This is a genomic window from Lutibacter flavus (assembly GCF_900188355.1).
Classification (GTDB): domain Bacteria; phylum Bacteroidota; class Bacteroidia; order Flavobacteriales; family Flavobacteriaceae; genus Lutibacter; species Lutibacter flavus.
Window position 1 is genome coordinate 105,496 of sequence record NZ_FZNX01000002.1, and the last position, 18,772, is coordinate 124,267.

Sequence of the window (18,772 nt, forward strand, 5' to 3'; positions counted from 1 at the left end):
TCAAATTTGTAAAAAATTATGAAAAACACAGATATTAAAATTCTTTTAGTTGATGATGAACCTGATATTTTAGAAATTGTTGGATACAATTTAAAAAATGAAGGTTATAAAATTTTTACCGCTAAAAACGGTATTGAAGCCATTGCTTCAGCAAAAAAAAATAATCCGCATTTAATTATTTTAGACATCATGATGCCCGAAATGGATGGCATTGAGGCTTGTGAGAAAATTAGAACAACCAAAGGCTTAGAAAATGTATTAATAACATTTTTTACTGCTCGGGGAGAAGATTATTCACAAGTTGCTGGTTTTAATGTTGGAGCAGATGATTATATCACTAAACCTATTAAGCCTAAAGTATTGGTTAGTAAAATTAAAGCTTTATTACGTAGGGTTAATGAATTAAATAATTCATCTTCATATGATCAGGTTAATGTTGGTGGGATAGTTATTGATAGAGAAGAGTATGTTATTATAAAAGACGGAGAAAAACTTTCTTTACCAAGAAAGGAGTTTGAACTGTTTTCTTTACTAGCATCGAAACCTGATAAAGTTTTTAAACGCGATGATATTTTAGATAAAGTTTGGGGCAATGAAGTTGTTGTTGGAGGAAGAACTATTGATGTACATATTAGAAAACTTCGTGAAAAAATTGGAGATGATTATTTTAAAACTGTTAAAGGAGTTGGGTATAAATTTGTATTAAATGAAGATTAAAAAAACATATTCATTCGCTTTTTGGACTTCATTTTTTATTACCTTTTTTATGCTTTTAGGTTTTTTTATTGCTAATTATTACTTTTTAGATGGTATCATAAAACCTTCATTTATAATTCTTTTTAGTGCTTCAACTTTTATTTTTATATTTCTTGTTTCTCAATATAGATTAGAAAAATTTATTTTTAAACGTATAAAAAAAATATACGATAGTGTCAATTTTTTAGATCCTTCCGATTTTAATAAAACTGTAATTACTTCAGATATTGATGCACTTTCAAGGGAAGTTCAAAAATTTGCAGAAATTAAACAACAACAAATTACCAACTTAAACCAAAGAGAAAATTATAGAAGAGAATTTTTAGGCAATGTTTCGCATGAATTAAAAACTCCATTATTTACTGTACAGGGTTACTTATTAACTTTAGCAGATGGGGCAATTGATGATAAAAATATTAGTAAAAAATATTTAAAACGTGCCAATAAAGGTGTTGAGCGGTTAATTGCAATTGTTAAAGATCTGGATTTAATTTCCAAACTTGAATCAGCAGATTTAAGTCTAAATAAAGAACCTTTTAACATATTAGAATTAATACAAGGTGTATTTGAATTACTGGAAATGAAGGCTAAAAAAAGAAATATTTCTTTACATTTTAATAAACATTATGTCTACCCAATAATGGTAATTGGTGATGTTGAAAAGATAGAACAAGTGATAACAAATTTGTTGGTTAACTCTATTAAATATGGTAAAAAAGGAGGTACCACAATGGTTAGTGTTGAAAAAATTATCAATAATAAAGTATTAATAAAAGTAATTGATAATGGTGAAGGAATTAAAAAAGAACACCAGGCAAGACTTTTTGAGCGGTTTTATAGAGTAGATCAAAGTAGATCTAGAGAGCAAGGTGGTTCGGGCCTAGGGCTATCTATTGTAAAGCATATTATTGAAGCTCATAACGAGCAAATTTTCGTAAAAAGCGAATATGGAAAAGGTTCAGAATTTTCATTTACCCTCGAAAAGCTGAAAGAGTTTTAAATCTATTTTTGATTCACTTTTTTCAAATCCTTTATAATTAATTAAACTAGTTAGTCTTTCTAAATTAAATTCCTTTTGATTTGAAAACGGGGCAATTAATTTATTTTGCATTAATTCTGCTAAATACTCTTGTTCAAATTGACCCGGTGTAGGAATAAAGAATGCTTTTTTACCTAAAACAGCCAAATCCATAATAGTTGAATATCCAGAACGAGCAATCACAATTTCACTTTTGATTATTGCTTTTTCTAAATCTGTTGTTAACAAAAAATTAATAATTTTTATGTTTCCTGACTGTCCGGTAGGCGGGTTTGAAGCTTCTAATTTTGAGTTATTATTTAAAGTCCCCCTAACAAACAAAACCTTACCCGAATAATTTTTAAGTGCTTCTAACACTTTTTCTTCTAACAAAGTTCTTTGTGGTTCTGGACCCGAAAGTAATACCAACAAATTATTTTCAATTTTACATTTTACAGATTTTAACCTGCTTAATATGCCAATATATTTTAAATTAAAATTGTGCTTTTCTAAATGACTTAAATTTCCTGAAAAATTTTGGTCATCTTCGAAATCTGGAACCCAGCATTCATTAAAATTTTTTATAATTTTTTGGTGGGTTCTTGATGTTATACCTGTTGTATTTCCCGATAAAACATTTAATTGATGCGTAACATAAACCGAAGGAATTTTTGAATTATACACTCCAAATCTATTGTCTGAAATAATTCCAGCAATATTTTCCTTATTTATAATTTGAGCAATTATTTTATGTTCTTTATTTACCGCTGAAATTACTGAAGGAACACTTAAAAGCAGTTTAAATTTTAAATTTCTACCTGTTTTAGAATACTTTATATTGTATGATGGAAGTTTAATACTCTTTAGTAAAGGAAACTCTTTTTGCAGTAATAATAAAGCATTACCATCACTAGCTATAATTGGTTCATAATTTGCTTTTAGCAAACCATTAATTATTGGGATACATCTTGTAGCATGTCCCAAACCCCAATTTAATGGCGCAACAAGAATTTTTTTTTACAAGTCAAAACCAATGTCTGTTCTAAAATTCATTCCTTCAAAATTAATTTTCTTAATGTTTTTGTACGATTGCTTTAAAGCTTCATTAAAGTTATCTCCATAAGACGTAATAGCAATAACTCTACCTCCATTTGTAACAACTTTCCCATTTGAATTCGTTGTTGTCCCTGCATGAAAAGGAATGGAGTTTTCAACGTTATTTAACCCCAAAATTTCTTTTCCTTTTTCATAAGCTTCAGGATAGCCCCCAGAAACTAGCATAACTGTACAAGCGCTTTCTTTTTTAAATTCAATGGTTTTAGAATGTAATTCCTTATTTCCTGCAGCAATTAATAACTCTAAAAAATCACTTTCTATCCTCGGAATAACAACTTCTGTTTCAGGATCACCCATTCTGCAATTGTATTCAATCACTTTAATTTCTCCTTTATCTAAAATCAATCCAATAAATACAAAACCAACATACCTAATATTATCTTTTTGAAACCCATCAATTGTTGGTTTAATAACCTGATTTTCAATTTTCTTCATTAATTCGTCAGTTAAAAAAGGTACTGGCGAAACAGCTCCCATTCCTCCTGTATTTAAACCTTTATCTCCTTCTCCAATTCTTTTGTAATCTTTTGCGCTTGGTAAAGTAACATAGCTCTTTCCGTCAGTTAACACAAAACAACTAAGTTCTATTCCTGTTAAAAACTCTTCAATTACTACTTTACTACTTGCTGCTCCAAACTTTTTGTTTGCCAGCATTTCAGTAAGTTCATCTTTAGCTTCTTGTAAATCGTTTAAAATAAGAACTCCTTTCCCAGCTGCCAATCCATCTGCTTTCAATACATAAGGAGGTGTTAATGTTTCTAAGAACTTGTGGCCAGCTTCTAAATTTTCTGTTGTAAAACTTTCGTATGCAGCAGTTGGAATGTTATGGCGAACCATAAATTCTTTAGCAAATTCTTTACTTCCTTCTAATTGTGCAGCGTATTTTTGTGGTCCAATTACTGGAATATTTTTTAATTCAGTATCGTTTAAAAAGAAATCATGAACTCCTTTTACCAATGGATCTTCTGGTCCAACAATCACCAACTTAATGTTATTTTCTAAAACTACTTTTTTTATAGCTTCAAAGTCTGTTTGATTGATTTCTAAATTAGTTCCAACTTCTTTTGTTCCGGCATTACCTGGGGCAATAAATAGCTTTGTTAATAAGTTACTTTGTGCAATTTTCCAAGCCATTGCATGTTCTCTTCCTCCTGATCCAAGTATTAATACATTCATGTTGTAAATTCTTTTGCTATTTATTTTATGTTGAATTAAAAAATTTGTTCTAATATTTTTTGAGTAATTACATATGTAGGCAATACACCGGTAGTTCCAAGCCCGCCAGATGCTAAAGTACTTCCAGTTTCTAAAGGGTTATCCGATGCGTAATAAGCGTAATTAACTTTTACTTTTCGAGATATATTACCTCTAATTTTTGAAGCTGCCTGAATCGCTTTTTGATAATGAGCCCCTTCCATTTCTAGTCCGGTAACTTTCCAAGTTGAATCGTGAAAGAATTTTAAAATATCTTTATTTTGAAGCGAAGTACCCAATACAGTAACCATAGCACCTGTATAAACTCCAACTCCACAACCTTCAAACATTTTCTTTTTCAACTGATTTTTAAACGGATAATTATCGGCTGTTCCTTCAAAAATATGTGATGAAGGAATCATAATATCTCCTTTTCCTCCTTCTAATATTCCTGCTTTACCCATTATTGAAACAGATTCAACATCCAAATGATGTTTTTTTCCTTTTTCACATTCATAAGGTTTTAAAAGCTCATCCATAGTTTCATAAGCTTGTTCACCAAAAGCATAATCCATTACAATTATAACAGGTTTTAACTCATTATTTAAGCTATTTTCTAAAACATAGTTAGTTTTAGTTATATCAATTTTTTCAGTATCAATAATTTGAACATTAATATTGGTTCCTGATACATCTTTTATATAAGTAAGTCCATTTTTTGATGCGAACTCTTTTACTTGTGCTCGCAAATCTTCATTATCATCTTTACTTAATAATTCAAACAAAGAAATGGTATTGTTATCTTTTATTTGTTTTGGTAAAACTATTGGAGCGTAAATCGAATTCATTACGCTGTGCATATTTGCACTAATTATATGAATTGGCCGCTCTAATAAATTGTTTTCATCTAAAACATTTTTAATATTGTTTGCCCACATTTCTCCATAAACATGGTGTCCAATTCTTTCACGTAATACCGGGCTAAAAGAAATAGCCCTTCTTAAATTATCAACCTGCTCATTTATTGCTAAACGACCCAACCAATAAATAATTTGAAATAATCGATCTGGATTGTTCTCCTCCCCCAAAAGAGCATGTACAGCTTGGGTTTCTTCAAAAGTTCTTCCTAATACACTTGCTAAATGAGCCAACATAATATCGCGCTCATCTCCAGATATTTTTTTATTATGCAACACAACTTCTGCCAATTTTTTCCACTCTCTAATGGTATCAGTACCATCACTAATAAGAACTTTTTTAGCAATTTTGTGAGATTCTATAAACAAAAAAGTTAAATGAGTTAGTATATCATAAATTTCCGACCTTCCTCTGGTAACCTCAATATTCATTTGGTCCTTATCAATTCTAAAGCAATTTCTTCTTCGCTTAGGTGGAACAATCGCTTTAAAATGTGATTTGGAATACCCTTCATCAGATGTTAAATTTATGAATCTACACTCTTCAATCCCTGTAGGAAGGCGCTCAATAACGTATATCAAACCGTTTAATTCTACCTTTTCTTCTGCAATTGATCCATAAATTTCAGGTCGTAATAATAGTAAAGATTCACGCAAAGCATCTCCAGAAATACCCATTGGTTTGTAAAAACCTCTGCTAAATAAATGGCGCATAGAAATGTATAAACGCTCAATGGCATTAGAAGATTCTTGAGCTCTCGTTCTTCCTTTAATTTTTGTTTGTTCCATAAAATATTTTTGGATTACAAAGATACAGATATATTGTTATAAATGTATAATCGTCTATTTTTTGATTTGTGCAACTTTATACGTTTTCACTCTCCAAATTTTTCAATTACTTAATAATTTTTCATATTCTGAAGTATTATTTAAAATTGAAACTGCTTTTAAAATAGTATTATCAAAAACTGCTTTTTGCTGAAATACGCCTTCTGAATAATAATAACGTTTTACAATTTCTTCGGTTAATTTATCTAAAATTTCATCCTTGTTTTTATCCAATTCATTTAATTTTTCAGCTCGAATATCCTTCAATAAATTTGAGTAATTTTTGGCTAAATTTCCATCTAAATTTTCTTTTGATGCTTTTTCAAGAGCCTTCTCAAATTCTGCTTCAGTACTTGTTTGAAAATCGTTATTATTTTTACTTAAATACTTTTTTAAATCTTCAAAATCATTATCACTTAAGCTAAATTTAGAAGGTGTTGCTATGGAAGGATGCTCATAAAAATAGTTAGTTGCGTAATTAAAAAATGCATCAGATAAAAGCAACGTTTCTGTAGCTTTTGTAGTGTTTGGTTTTTCAATATCATAATCTGGCTGAATTCCACCCCCACCATAAACAGTTCTACCTTTTTCAGTTTTGTATTCTTCTCTTCCAGAATCTGAAAATTTTGGAATGTTTCCTTCATCATCCCTGTTTGTATAATCCAATTCTTGAATACATCTTCCACTAGGTGTATAATATTTAGAAATGGTTAATTTCATTTGCGTACCATATGAAAGCGGTTTGTAACGTTGCACCAATCCTTTACCAAAAGAACGCTCGCCAATAATAACAGCCCTGTCATAATCTTGTAAAGAACCTGCTAAGATTTCTGAAGCAGAAGCAGATCGATTGTTCACCAAAATAGTTAATGGGATTTCTAAATCTATTGGTTCAGATTGTGTTTTATAGGTGGCGCTTTCTTTTTCAGTTTTTGCAATTGTTTTTACAACTACTTTATTTTTTGGAATAAAGAAATTTGTAATTGATACAGCTTCATTTAATAATCCTCCTGGATTACTTCTAACATCAATAATTAGTTTTTTCATTCCTTGCTCTTTTAAATCTAAATAAGCACTTTTCACTTCTGAAGATGCTTTTTCATTAAACTTCATAAAAGAAATATAACCAACTTCATTATTTAACATTGTGAAATAAGGAACGGCATTAACCTCAATTTTTTTTCGGGTAACTAAAATATCCTGTTCTTTATTTTGTCGCTCAATTTTAAGTTTAACTTTGGTATTTGGCAATCCATTTAGCAAACTAGTTACTCCAATTTCTTCAAAATCTTTAACATCAATCTCTTCAATTTTTAAAATCTTATCCCCAGATTTAATTCCTGCTTTTTCAGCTGGAGAATTTTTTAAAACTTCACGAATTATTAATGTTTTATCCTTAAATCTGGAAATTGCACCAATACCTCCATACTCACCTGTAGCTCTTATTCTTGCATCTTCAACACCTTGTTCATCGTAAAACCTTGTGTAAGGGTCTAAATTACTAAGCATATAATTAATAGACTTACTTGTAAGTTCTCCAGGATTTACTTCATCTATATAGTACATATTCAACTCTTTAAACAAAGTTGTGTAAATATCTATTTGCTTGGCTATTTCAAAAAAATCTGATTGAAACCCAGCCGATATTGCTATTGAAACGGTTACAAAAACTCCGATAACCCATTTTTTAATTCTGCTCATATTCTTTAATTTTATCTTGAAATTTAGCGCCTAGTTTTATTAAAGCTAACTCTAAATCACTATATTTTATTTCTTCTTTTGCCATATAAACGAACATAAAAATATATCGCTTATCTAAATTATCAGTAAATAAATCCTTATTTTTTCTATAAACTTCACGCATTAATCTTTTAATTCTTAATCTATTAACGGCTAACTTTACATTTCGCTTTGGTACCGAAAACCCAACTTTTATTGGCATTTTCCCAAAGTGGTTTACAGGTAAATAAACCAATCTAAACGGAAACGATTTTACGTGTTTTCCCTCCGCAAATAATTGCTCAATTAATTTTTTGCTTTTTAATTTTTCTTCTTTTCCTAAGGTGAAACTCATTATCACAAATGTAATGAATAAATGATTTTAATTAGTAAATTTGTATACAAACCAAATTATATAAACGAATGTCACAAGATTTATTTCAAGCTCCAGATTATTATCAGTTGGATGAATTGTTAACTGAAGAGCATCTATTAGTGCGAGACGCAGCACGAGAATGGGTAAAACGTGAAGTTTCTCCAATTATTGAAGAAGCTGCTCAACAAGCAAAATTTCCAACATCAATTATTTCTGGTTTAGCCGAAATTGGTGCGTTTGGGCCTTATATTCCGGAAGAATATGGTGGCGCAGGATTGGATCAAATGTCTTATGGTTTAATTATGCAAGAAATAGAGCGAGGCGATTCTGGTGTACGCTCAACAGCTTCTGTCCAGTCATCTTTAGTGATGTATCCAATTTGGAAATATGGAAATGAAGAACAACGTAAAAAATATTTGCCAAAATTAGCAAGTGGTGAATTTATGGGTTGTTTTGGATTAACGGAGCCTAATCATGGTTCTAATCCTGGTGGAATGGAAACTAAAATTAAAGATATGGGCGACCATTTTCTTTTAAATGGTGCGAAAATGTGGATTTCAAACGCTCCTTTTGCTGATATTGCTGTTGTTTGGGCTAAAAATGAAGAAGGCCGCATCAAAGGATTAATTGTTGAACGTGGAATGGAAGGGTTTACAACTCCTGAAACGCATAATAAATGGAGTTTAAGAGCTTCTTCAACAGGAGAATTAATTTTTGATAATGTAAAAATTCCTAAAGAAAATATGTTACCTAACAAAGATGGATTGGGTGCTCCACTTGGTTGTTTAGATTCTGCAAGATATGGTATTGCCTGGGGCGCTATTGGTGCCGCAATGGATTGTTACGATACTGCTTTAAGATATGCAAAAGAACGTATCCAATTTGATAAACCAATTGCAGCAACACAATTACAGCAAAAGAAATTGGCTGAAATGATAACAGAAATCACCAAAGCTCAGTTACTAACCTGGCGTTTAGGAACACTTAAAAATGAAGGTAAGGCAACAACTGCTCAAATATCTATGGCTAAACGAAATAACGTGGATATGGCTCTTAAAATAGCCAGAGAGGCGCGTCAGGTATTAGGTGCTATGGGAATTACTGGAGAATACTCTATTATGCGCCATATGATGAATTTAGAAAGTGTAATTACCTATGAGGGAACACATGATATTCATTTGTTAATAACTGGATTAGATATTACAGGACATCAGGCGTTTAAGTAAATTTATTTTAATAAAAAAGGCTTCAATTTTGAAGCCTTTTTTATTAAAATATTATTTATCAATATCAACTTCTGTTGAGCAGTCTGACTTACAAAAGTCAAACAACATTGCCCAACTATTACCTTCAAAATTATCACCTTTTCCCCAGCCTGTTTCTTGCTGAATTATATTCCCTTTATCATCTAGTTTAGCCACCTCAGCATGTGCGGCTATTGAAAAACAAGCTTCAAAAGCACTCGCCGGAATTTTATATTCCACTTCAAAATCAGAAATGACATTAGCTTCATAATCCATACGTTTTTCAAAAACGCCTGGTTTTGGATTTCCTTTTTTTGTTTCAGGAATTCCATCTCTGTCTCCAGCATATAAGTGAGTCAATTTTATAATCCAGTCAGCATTTGTTATGTAAGTAATGTAAACATAATCGGTTCCGGATTCATTTACAATTTCAACATCTATTCTTCCTGCATCATAATATTGACCAGCTATTAAAGGGGTTGAATAACAAGCTGTTTCTGTATTTCTGGAACTAATACCCGTTAAATCATGGGTGTCTACACTAAATTCAAAATTTTGAGTGTTTAAATTTTCAAAATCATCGTTTGATTGACAGCTATATGACATGAATGCCAATACAGCTAAAAAAGTAATTTTTTTTAACATAATATTTGTCTTTGAGGGGTTTATATTAGTAAAGTTACAAAAAATAAAATAATTTAAACTATTAAATTTCAATAATTTAAATTACAAAAAAAGAAGGTTCCTGAGTTTTAAAAATCATATCAGAAACCTTCTTAAATTTATGTTTATAATAGTTATTGAATAACCAGTTTTTTTGTTGACTTTCCTAAATTTGTACTTACGGTTACCATATAAATACCTGTTTTAAAACCTTGTGTGTTAATTGTATGAGTTTTACTGTTATAATTCTCTATGATATTACTATACAGTTTTTGACCTAAAGTATTTGATATTACAATATTAAATGCTTGAATTTCATTAGGTACTTTTAACCTAACTTCACCAATATTTGATGGGTTTGGGTATAGTTGAAATGCACTTAAAATTTCATCTTCTATACCTAAAGAAGCATTAACTGTTGCCGTTAAGGAAAAATTATCAAAAGCCATATCGCTTCTAATTCCATCCCCTGTTATCCCAGAAATTTTTAACTTGATTACTTTACCGCTATAGGCACTTAAATCTATTGGTGTTGCTGATAAAGATACCCAACTATTAACACTAGTACCTGTTTTTTTAAATAATGTGGTGTATTCAACATCATCATCTGCTCTAACCTCAACTATTAATGAAGCTTGATCAATCTCAGATCCATACCAATAATAATCGAATGAAAACTTAGCATCAATATAACCAGATAAATCAAAACAAGGACTGTTTAATTCTGCTAAAGCATAAGTTGGAGTGGGAGAAGAAGATTCAGTAAACAAATAGTAAGTACCATTAGATGCTCCTGAAGGACCTGTAGAACTTGTTGGTGTTGTACCACTTCTAGTTAACCAGTTTATATCATCACTGGTGCTTTGTGTCCAAGCGCCCAAAGTATTTTCAAAACTTTCAGAATATGGGTATGAAACTATTGGAGTAACGCAGGTTAAAAAATCTAACGTAGTTAAAGTAGAGCTACTGTAAATTGAATTTTGAGACCCGCAAGTACTTCTAACCTCTATATCATAAGTAGTATCAGGACTTAAATTCGATAAATCTATAGTATTATTAGAAACGGTTTGTTCAATCCAACTAGAAGCTCCTACTCTATATCTAAAATCATAGGTGTTTGCACCTGTATCATCCCAAGATACAGTTGCACTAGTTAAAGCAATATTGGATTTTGAAATATTTGTAGGATCAGTTGAAACATAACCAGAAGATGGTGTTAATAATATATCTCCTAAATCAACTCTAGCTCCGTCTGCAATAACTTGACTTGGTAAAGTAAGCGATTGATAGCAATCAGCTTCAAATAAAATATTATAACTCCCCGCATTAATTGGTCTATAAAAATCACCTAAGGGTAACTCCGTTTCAACCCAAGAACCTAAGGCATCATGACCAACTAATGTTATTTTTGCCTTTATAGGAGTACCTGTGTTTATATCTTTAACAATCCCATGAAATCCATAGGAACCCTGTAAAAAATAATCAACTAATGCATCTCTATTATAATTCCAATGGTTTTGAATTTGAGTGGTTGGTATAATTTTCGTATTACTTAATTCAATAGTAACCTCTTTAGCATGTTTTTCAAAATTCATATAATCTTGTCTTCCTCCAAAAACTGTGTACCAATCAGAGCCGTTTGTTACTCCTGGCCATGGAGAATTGGTATACACAGCATCCATATAACCGGCAGCACCATCAGCCTGACAATTAACAGCATATTCTTTACTTATCAATTTATACCAATCATCATCAGGATGTCTAGTACTCGTATTGTCCCAAGGAAAATTCACAACTTCTGTCCCTCCATGAAAATTTGCAGAAATCACAAAATGATTATTATCTGCTAATTTCATAAAAGCAGTAGTCTCCACTTGATAATCGTAACCATCATAATGTGGTCCGGCAACATTATCTGGATAATTTCTATTTAAATCAACACCTTTTGCATTATACCTTCTTGAATTAGATACTGATGAATTATCGTCACTTAACCAATAAGTAGCATCTGGATTTGCTAATGGATTAATCCAAACTTCACTGTTTTCTAATAAGTTTTTTATTCTAGCATGATCAGTATGAGAAGTATTTTCATATGCTGTAATTAAGTAATCTATTAGAGAAAGCATCATTGGATAACCGGCAATTTCATCACCATGCATAGATGAAGTGTACATAACACGGGGTTCGACCTCTCTTGTTGGAGCATTATCAGATAATTTAATAAATAGTAATCTTTTATCACCTCCCGATACACCTTCAGTTGTGCCTCCGATATCTACTAATTGCGCTATAGCAGGATGATCAGTTGCAAAATCCTGCATTTGTTGTTCATATTGAGCATATGTTGGATAGGCCGTTAAAGGAAATGACAAAGCATATGCGGCATTTTTTCCAGAAACCCCTTTTTTATGAATTTTCGGATCAAACATTACAACATCCTTAGGTTCATTTAGTTTTATATCAACAGTAAAAGGTAAATTAAATTCTAAGAATTTATCAAATTCCTTTCTATTAGATATTGCATTTATTGTAAATGGATTTTCATGGTTTTGGCCATGATCAAAAGAAATTATATTTGCTAATTGTTGAATTTCATCAATATTATTTGCGGTAAAAGTAAAGGCTAGTTCACCTCTTTCATTCAAGTATTTGTTTGCTAATTCTTTATTACTTTGTGCGTTTAAAGATAACACACCTATTAGGTACAATACTAAAAGGAGCTTATTTCTCATTAATTTAGAGTTTTATATTATTCAATTATTATTTTTTTGCTAATGGCACCATCTGATGTATTAATTTTAATAATATAAGCACCTGTTGCTGCTTTTACAGGCAGTGAAATAAACCTTTCATCTAGCATATTTTCCCAAGAGTTTATTAACTGGCCTAAATAATTATATAAATTAACACTTTCAATTTTTGTATCTACTATTTTTCTTATTTCTAATTCAGAAATTGAATTATTCATACGGGTATGTATTCCTTCAATTAATGTGGTTTCTTGAAGCGTTCGCAATCTTGGTTTAAAAACCAATGAAAAACGATCTAAATATTCTCCTGTCTCTAAATTTATTTCAAAAGTATTTTGAGTAATATTGTAGGTTTCACCATCCAGATTATCTTTAATATAAAGTTCAAAATTATCATCTATATTTTCAAAGTCATCAACTTTTATACTTGCTAAACCAGATTCACTAATAGTAATTCCAATAGGTAATTCTTGATCTTTATTAAAATTGCTCACTCCCTGAATAACAAATTTTGCTCCATCAAAAGTCCAAAACATATCGTCTTTTCCAAGATCTCCTATAAGGGCATCGTATCCAATATCAAAATTATTTGTAGTGTTTTCATCAACTCCTACCAATAACTGACGTTGATGTCCCTTTGGAGAATTAAAAAGTAAGCGAATTTTTTGTCTTGTATCCTCATTATCTTTATAAGTTGTAGTTTTTGCTGTCTTATTTTTTGTGCTCCCTTTAAAAAATAGTGATCCAATATTACTACCTGTAAATCTCTCTAATTCAAACTTACGTTGGCTATTTTTAAACTGAATATTTCCCCCAGAAACTGTTGCAGTTGTTCCACCTAAAGCTGGATCTAAAAAAGCATGCACAAAAAATCCTTGATTTACCGGTATGTATCTTTCTGGAAATCTACTACCTACGGTATTATTATCATTAATACGAATATCATTAGATACGGCTTCAGCACCTCCTATTAAAGTATAGGTAGCATAACCACCTACATAATCTTGTAAATTATGGTTGGTTTTTGCAAAATGATGCCAAAAATACAAAGCTCCATTAAAAACATTAACTGTATTTCTTCCAGCTCCATCACTAATATTATCTAAAATAAACTCATTTGCATCCAAAGCAGATGGATATGGATTCCCTATTAATCTATCAAATCCATTTGTAAGTGGTAAGGTGAAATCACCATTATAAGGCTTTCCTGCGAATGAATAATTAAAATTATCTGTATTCGCTGAAGCACCAGACACCCCTTTCATGGTGAATCCTTCACCAGGCAGCATTGTGGTAGTTTCATCCATTGGACCCCAAGCATCGTAATCATCACTAATTCCATGAAATTTCCATAACCAATACCTACTAATAATTAGAGGTGGTGGTGTATTTCCATCTGCAGCAGCATAAGGGCTCAAATAAGTAATTGCCGCAGGAGTAGCTGCTGAACCATCAAATAATACGTCTTCTACAGTATAGTTTATGTTTGTGCTTCCAGCTCCTTTTGGACTTACAGAAGAACTCCAATAATTGTAATTATAACTACTTGCAGTACCTTGTTGGTCTCGTTCTAATTCCCCATTAGCTCCTGCTACTAAATCACTGTTGGTGGTTTGGATTAACTGTGATCCACCTTCTAAATCAATTTTACCATCTAAACCTAAATAATGCGTTACAGTTATTCCATTTCCTGTATCGGTTCCATCTGACATTGTTGTGGTTCCTTCGGAAGTTAATTCAAAAGTATCATCTACAATTAAACCTAAAACATTTCTATTTCCATAATTTGCGCCTGACAATGCTGTATTATTCATAGTTACATTAGAACTTATTTGCACAATATTCCAATCAACAGTATATCGATCATCTTCATCAATATCAAGATCCCCATCACGGTCAACTGTTGGAGCAATTATAGACTTAGCACCTGGTATTGTTTGAACATCACCGTTCGCCCAGGTTGTATCGGTATCCCAACCTGAATCTGCAGAAGAGACATAAGGTAACGGTGCGGTTTGTCTGTCAACAGTATCTAAATTTCTTAAAGCTCCTTGATTTCCATTACCAGACATATCATTTGTATTGGTATAAGTGTAGATAGATAATGGGTAATATCCTGCTAAAGCAGACCAAGGAATAGGGTTAATTTCATTTTTTGTAATAGTGGTTGGTATTACATAACCTTTTATTAATGGTAATGGTGATAACCCAGTTGTAATATCTTTATCAACCAATTCTTGATTCATTATATATCTTAATTGATCTACAGAAAGCGCAATATCCCAAACTCTAACTTCATCAATATTTCCTTCAAAAAAAGCTTCTGGTGTATTTTTACCTGCCGCAGCTATAAAAAACGATTGTGTCGTATCAACAGGTGCCGATAAAGTCGCTGTTTTATCTAAAACTCCATCAATATATAAGTTTGCAGTACCTCCGCTATAAATAACAGCTACTTGATGCCACTCGTCCACCGGAATAGTAGTTATTGAAGTTATTTTTTGGACTCCAGAATTACCCCAGGACATTTCTACTTTACCAGTACCATTAATTTTAAAATCGTAACCTTCAGAATAACCAGCATCTCTTTTAGAAAGGATTGATTTATTTGCCGAATTTGTTCCTCTTTTTATCCAAGCTGAAACTGTAAATTCTGAAGTATTTAAATTTAAGGCATCTTCCATATCAACATAATCTTGAGAACCATCAAAATAAATAGAACGCTCTACAACAGTTTGCGGAGCATATCCAAATGTGATGTATTTTGTGCCATCAAAATCATAATCCGTGTATAAATCCCCACTAATTTCATCCATTACTCTATAATCAGCGGTTGGACCAAAATTACCATCCGTAGAAATAAACATTAAATAACTTCCTGGTGGGCTAATGTTTCTAACAGCGCTTTTTGGTATGGATACTTTAGCCGTTGAAATATCCCCTCCGTTTTCCACAACTTTCCAAACGCGTTGCATTCCGGTAAAAAATACATCTGTTGTAAATGCAGGAGTAATACCATCACTCATGTTTACAACAATAGTGGTTGCAGCTGAATTTATATCTGCACCATTATTTCCCCAGACTAAAAACTCTTTATTATTAAATGTATTTACTGAATTGGTAGCAATGTTTTCATTATTTGTTGAATAAATATCCGTTAATCCAATAGTTAAAATCCCTTGTGTTGGACCACTTACATCAGATGCTTCATTGACACTTTTAGATTGTTTTTGATTTAATTCTGAGGCATCATCTCTACCAATTCCTGCAATATCAAAATTATACCCACTATTTACTGATTGATCCCAAATTACAGTTCCGTCTGAATCTACATAATCTTGGCTTGTACCGTTTATACCTAATGTAATTCCATATTTTACTGCTAAATACGATTGTATTCTATTGCGCTCTTGTGTTAAATCTGTATCATTTTTTCTTGTAGAATATGAGATAACTTCTACAACTCTTGCGTTTAATGATGATTCCCAGCCTTCACTACGCCCAATAAAATATCTAGTATCATTAGTATTCATCCACTCAGTAATATCATTTTGAGTGGTTTCAATATCATTTGCATTGTAATACAATTCTTGTTGAGCTAAAGTAGCATGTTCTCTTGTATTAATAATACCAACATTTGTATAACTCGATCCTGTTCCTATTTCTGCAACTGCATATCCATCACCAGCTTCACCGGTAGTGTACGTATCATGTGCATAACATATTATTTCCCCTGTTACTCTACCTGTATAATATCCAAAACCTATCCCGGTTGCATCAGCTGAGTTAACATTTAGATGTGCATCACCACAATAAACATCCATAAAACCAAAATTATTAGTAATTGGCGTTTCATCTGGAATTAAAACAATAAACATTTCCTGAGTATATAATCCATAATCACCCATCAAAAACTGACTACTTGTTGTTCTGTCATGAGAATAATCCGTGTCCTCAGTATAAGAACTATAAGGGTTATCAAATTCAACTACAGGGTTAAAATTTACGTTTTTAGTTAAATTATCTCTATAAGTAGGTGCTTGTGCTGCATAAAGAGCTCTTGCATCGCTTGCTAAACCTTGATCTTCCCATAAATTAACACTTTGTCCATCCGAATGAATACCATCATTGGCTTTCAGCCAAACTGATAGTCCAGCAGTAATACCTCCAGGAGCATAAATTGGATTTGGGTCATTATTCAAATAAACATTATCTATAGCCATATCACTTGTTACATTTGGGCCAACCACACCTTGAATTCTAATTTTTACAGTTTGACCTATATAAGCACTTAAATTTATGCTTACAGGAATCCATGAAGAATTATTACTATTTTGCACTGCTCCTGAATTACTCCATAAAACCGAAGAGTAAGTTAATCCTCCATCAGTACTAATTTCTACATTAATGATACCTGTGCTGCTACCATACATATGAAAGAAAAATGTAAATCTTGGATTTACAGTTCCTGTTAAATCAAAACAAGGGCTTACAAAATTTGCTGTATTATTTAAGTTTCCATCAGCCTCAGTATACATATAAAAACTGCCGCTAGATGCCTTTGATGGGCCTGTACTTCCCGAGGGTGTTCCTCCTGAATCTCTTGTCCAATCAAAATTATCACCCGCATCCTGTACCCAACTACCAATACCAGTTTCAAAATCTTCGGTATAGGGATATGTAGTTACTGCAGTTCCACATAAACTTGCAAAATCATAACCTCCTCCTTCAACATTAAAAGTATAAGGATTTTTTGTTCCAGAAGTATCCGTATTATTAACTGTAATTGTTGCTGATATTGTACTTGCTATACTAGGATCAAAGGTAATGATAAAAGTAGTTACGCTACTTGAAGTTATAGTTATCGGAAAAGAAATACCACTAATGGTAAAATCTCCATTGGAACTTGTAATAGATGAAATTGATAAATCTGAATTTCCATTATTTTCTATTGTAAATGTATGTGATGTTGATGCTGCCACAACATCTATATTTCCAAAATCTGTATCATCTGATATTGAAATTGCAGTATTTCCATCTGAAATATCAATAAGTGGTGAACCTCCCTGGATATTTATATTTGGCCCATTACCAACACCTTGTATATTAAATTCGTATGGGTTTTCATCTCCATCATCATTTACAATTGAAATTGTTGCAGTTCTTGTTCCTGCACCGGAAGGATTAAATTGTACTGTAAATGCTGTGCTTCCTGAAGCGGCTGCTACAGGACTTGTTGGACTTGTAGTAATACTAAAATCTGAAGCATTTGCTCCTGAAAATGAAATTGCTCCAATTGTTAGAGGGTCTGTACCTGTATTTAATATTACAAAATCTTGGGTTATTGGTGTACTTATATTTGTTGTACCAATAATTGTACCATCTGCAACAGCAGGTGTATTAGAGGCGTCTCCCGGAATTGCAATAGTATTTCCTTCAATACTTATTTCTGGATTTGAGGCTAGAATGCCATCAACTACAATATTGTCAAATCTAAAATATTCATCATTACTATTATTATAAGCTTTTATAATTATTTTTACACTTATTCCATTTAAACCTGTTTGGGAGGCTATTCTTGAATTCCAATCATTAGAATTGTTACCATTAGTGGTAAACAAAGTTTCTATACCAAAACCAGAACCTGTATCAAGTTGATAGTAAACATCAATATAATCACTCGATTCCATGTTTCCAATTTCATACAAATCAACACTTAAAGATACATTACTATAGGCTGATATATCAATAGCTTCAGTTGTAAATATTTGCACTCCATCTAAATCTTTACCTTCAAAGCGGTTTGACCTAACGTCAAACCAATCCAATCCGCCAGATGTAGTAGTTGTCCATCTACTTGCTGCTCCAACGGTTGTACCATCAACATAAGTTGAAAAATCCTCAGTCCAAATTTGAGAATATGAAACACCAGCTATAAAAAGAAATGCTAATAAAAAAACTGTTTTTTTAAAAGGTAATATAATTTTTTCAATCATAATTGAGGGGAGTTTAAAATATGACAATTACATATAAGGTTTATTTCTTTTAAATACTTATAATAAAGTGTATTAAAAGAATCTTGAGCTTTCAGCAAAAAAATGGATAAAATATGCAAATATAAACCTACAAAAAAAGTTAGGGGCGCATAAAAAATAATCAATGTTTGATATTTTATAGGGGTTAACATC

The 18,772-nt window shown here is 31.7% G+C and carries 11 protein-coding genes; 3 read left to right on the top strand and 8 right to left on the bottom strand.

The window, feature by feature from the left end; genetic code table 11:
* Nucleotides 1–18: 18 nt before the first annotated feature.
* Together CHB63_RS06665 and CHB63_RS06670 are read left to right on the top strand one after the other, a co-directional pair.
* Nucleotides 19–717: a response regulator transcription factor gene (locus CHB63_RS06665; protein ID WP_089377680.1), complete on the top strand. Its 699-nt coding sequence runs from the start codon at nucleotides 19–21 to the stop codon at nucleotides 715–717.
* Entirely contained in the window at nucleotides 707–1,756 is a 1,050-nt protein-coding gene (locus CHB63_RS06670; protein WP_089377681.1) for a sensor histidine kinase, read from the top strand. Before CHB63_RS06665 ends, CHB63_RS06670 begins: the two co-directional genes overlap by 11 nt.
* Here CHB63_RS06670 and CHB63_RS06675 read toward each other — a convergent pair.
* The 5 genes from CHB63_RS06675 to CHB63_RS06695 form a co-directional block, all read right to left on the bottom strand.
* Entirely contained in the window at nucleotides 1,724–2,758 is a 1,035-nt protein-coding gene (locus tag CHB63_RS06675) for a glycosyltransferase (RefSeq protein ID WP_317043596.1), read from the bottom strand. The two genes, CHB63_RS06670 and CHB63_RS06675, sit on opposite strands and share 33 nt — an antisense overlap.
* 33 nt (nucleotides 2,759–2,791) lie before the next feature.
* Nucleotides 2,792–4,066: a phosphoribosylamine--glycine ligase gene (purD, locus tag CHB63_RS06680; protein WP_089377683.1), complete on the bottom strand. Its 1,275-nt coding sequence runs from the start codon at nucleotides 4,064–4,066 to the stop codon at nucleotides 2,792–2,794.
* A gap of 35 nt (nucleotides 4,067–4,101) precedes the next feature.
* Nucleotides 4,102–5,790 carry a DUF6909 family protein gene (locus CHB63_RS06685; protein ID WP_089377684.1) on the bottom strand — a complete coding sequence of 563 codons (1,689 nt, stop codon included), beginning with the start codon at nucleotides 5,788–5,790 and terminating at the stop codon, nucleotides 4,102–4,104.
* A 102-nt stretch (nucleotides 5,791–5,892) separates the two neighbouring features.
* Nucleotides 5,893–7,530: a S41 family peptidase gene (locus CHB63_RS06690; protein ID WP_089377685.1), complete on the bottom strand. Its 1,638-nt coding sequence runs from the start codon at nucleotides 7,528–7,530 to the stop codon at nucleotides 5,893–5,895.
* On the bottom strand, nucleotides 7,517–7,903 hold the full coding sequence (locus tag CHB63_RS06695) for a ribonuclease P protein component (protein ID WP_089377686.1): 387 nt from the start codon (nucleotides 7,901–7,903) through the stop codon (nucleotides 7,517–7,519). Before CHB63_RS06695 ends, CHB63_RS06690 begins: the two co-directional genes overlap by 14 nt.
* Nucleotides 7,904–7,971: 68 nt before the next feature.
* Between CHB63_RS06695 and CHB63_RS06700 the strand changes: the two genes are divergently transcribed.
* The gene (locus CHB63_RS06700) at nucleotides 7,972–9,150 is read left to right on the top strand and encodes an acyl-CoA dehydrogenase family protein (protein WP_089377687.1); all 1,179 of its coding nucleotides are present in this window, start codon (nucleotides 7,972–7,974) and stop codon (nucleotides 9,148–9,150) included.
* Nucleotides 9,151–9,201: 51 nt separating this feature from the next.
* Here the strand turns inward: CHB63_RS06700 and CHB63_RS06705 are convergent, their stop codons facing one another.
* The 3 genes from CHB63_RS06705 to CHB63_RS06715 all read right to left on the bottom strand — a co-directional run bounded on the left by CHB63_RS06705 (nucleotide 9,202) and on the right by CHB63_RS06715 (nucleotide 18,580).
* A complete protein-coding gene (locus CHB63_RS06705; RefSeq protein WP_089377688.1) occupies nucleotides 9,202–9,813 on the bottom strand; it encodes a hypothetical protein in 612 nt (203 codons plus the stop codon).
* Between the two features lie 152 nt (nucleotides 9,814–9,965).
* A complete protein-coding gene (locus CHB63_RS06710) occupies nucleotides 9,966–12,566 on the bottom strand; it encodes a M14 family zinc carboxypeptidase (RefSeq protein ID WP_089377689.1) in 2,601 nt (866 codons plus the stop codon).
* Between the two features lie 17 nt (nucleotides 12,567–12,583).
* Complete coding sequence (locus CHB63_RS06715; RefSeq protein WP_089377690.1) at nucleotides 12,584–18,580, bottom strand: LamG-like jellyroll fold domain-containing protein; 5,997 nt, start codon at nucleotides 18,578–18,580, stop codon at nucleotides 12,584–12,586.
* Nucleotides 18,581–18,772 lie beyond the last annotated feature (192 nt).

Coding starts and splice junctions, on each gene's coding strand:
- CHB63_RS06665 (WP_089377680.1), top strand. CDS start 19: ATGAAAAACACAGATATTAAAATTCTTTTAGTTGATGATGAACCTGAT.
- CHB63_RS06670 (WP_089377681.1), top strand. CDS start 707: ATGAAGATTAAAAAAACATATTCATTCGCTTTTTGGACTTCATTTTTT.
- purD (WP_089377683.1), bottom strand. CDS start 4,066: ATGAATGTATTAATACTTGGATCAGGAGGAAGAGAACATGCAATGGCT.
- CHB63_RS06685 (WP_089377684.1), bottom strand. CDS start 5,790: ATGGAACAAACAAAAATTAAAGGAAGAACGAGAGCTCAAGAATCTTCT.
- CHB63_RS06690 (WP_089377685.1), bottom strand. CDS start 7,530: ATGAGCAGAATTAAAAAATGGGTTATCGGAGTTTTTGTAACCGTTTCA.
- CHB63_RS06695 (WP_089377686.1), bottom strand. CDS start 7,903: ATGAGTTTCACCTTAGGAAAAGAAGAAAAATTAAAAAGCAAAAAATTA.
- CHB63_RS06700 (WP_089377687.1), top strand. CDS start 7,972: ATGTCACAAGATTTATTTCAAGCTCCAGATTATTATCAGTTGGATGAA.
- CHB63_RS06705 (WP_089377688.1), bottom strand. CDS start 9,813: ATGTTAAAAAAAATTACTTTTTTAGCTGTATTGGCATTCATGTCATAT.
- CHB63_RS06710 (WP_089377689.1), bottom strand. CDS start 12,566: ATGAGAAATAAGCTCCTTTTAGTATTGTACCTAATAGGTGTGTTATCT.
- CHB63_RS06715 (WP_089377690.1), bottom strand. CDS start 18,580: ATGATTGAAAAAATTATATTACCTTTTAAAAAAACAGTTTTTTTATTA.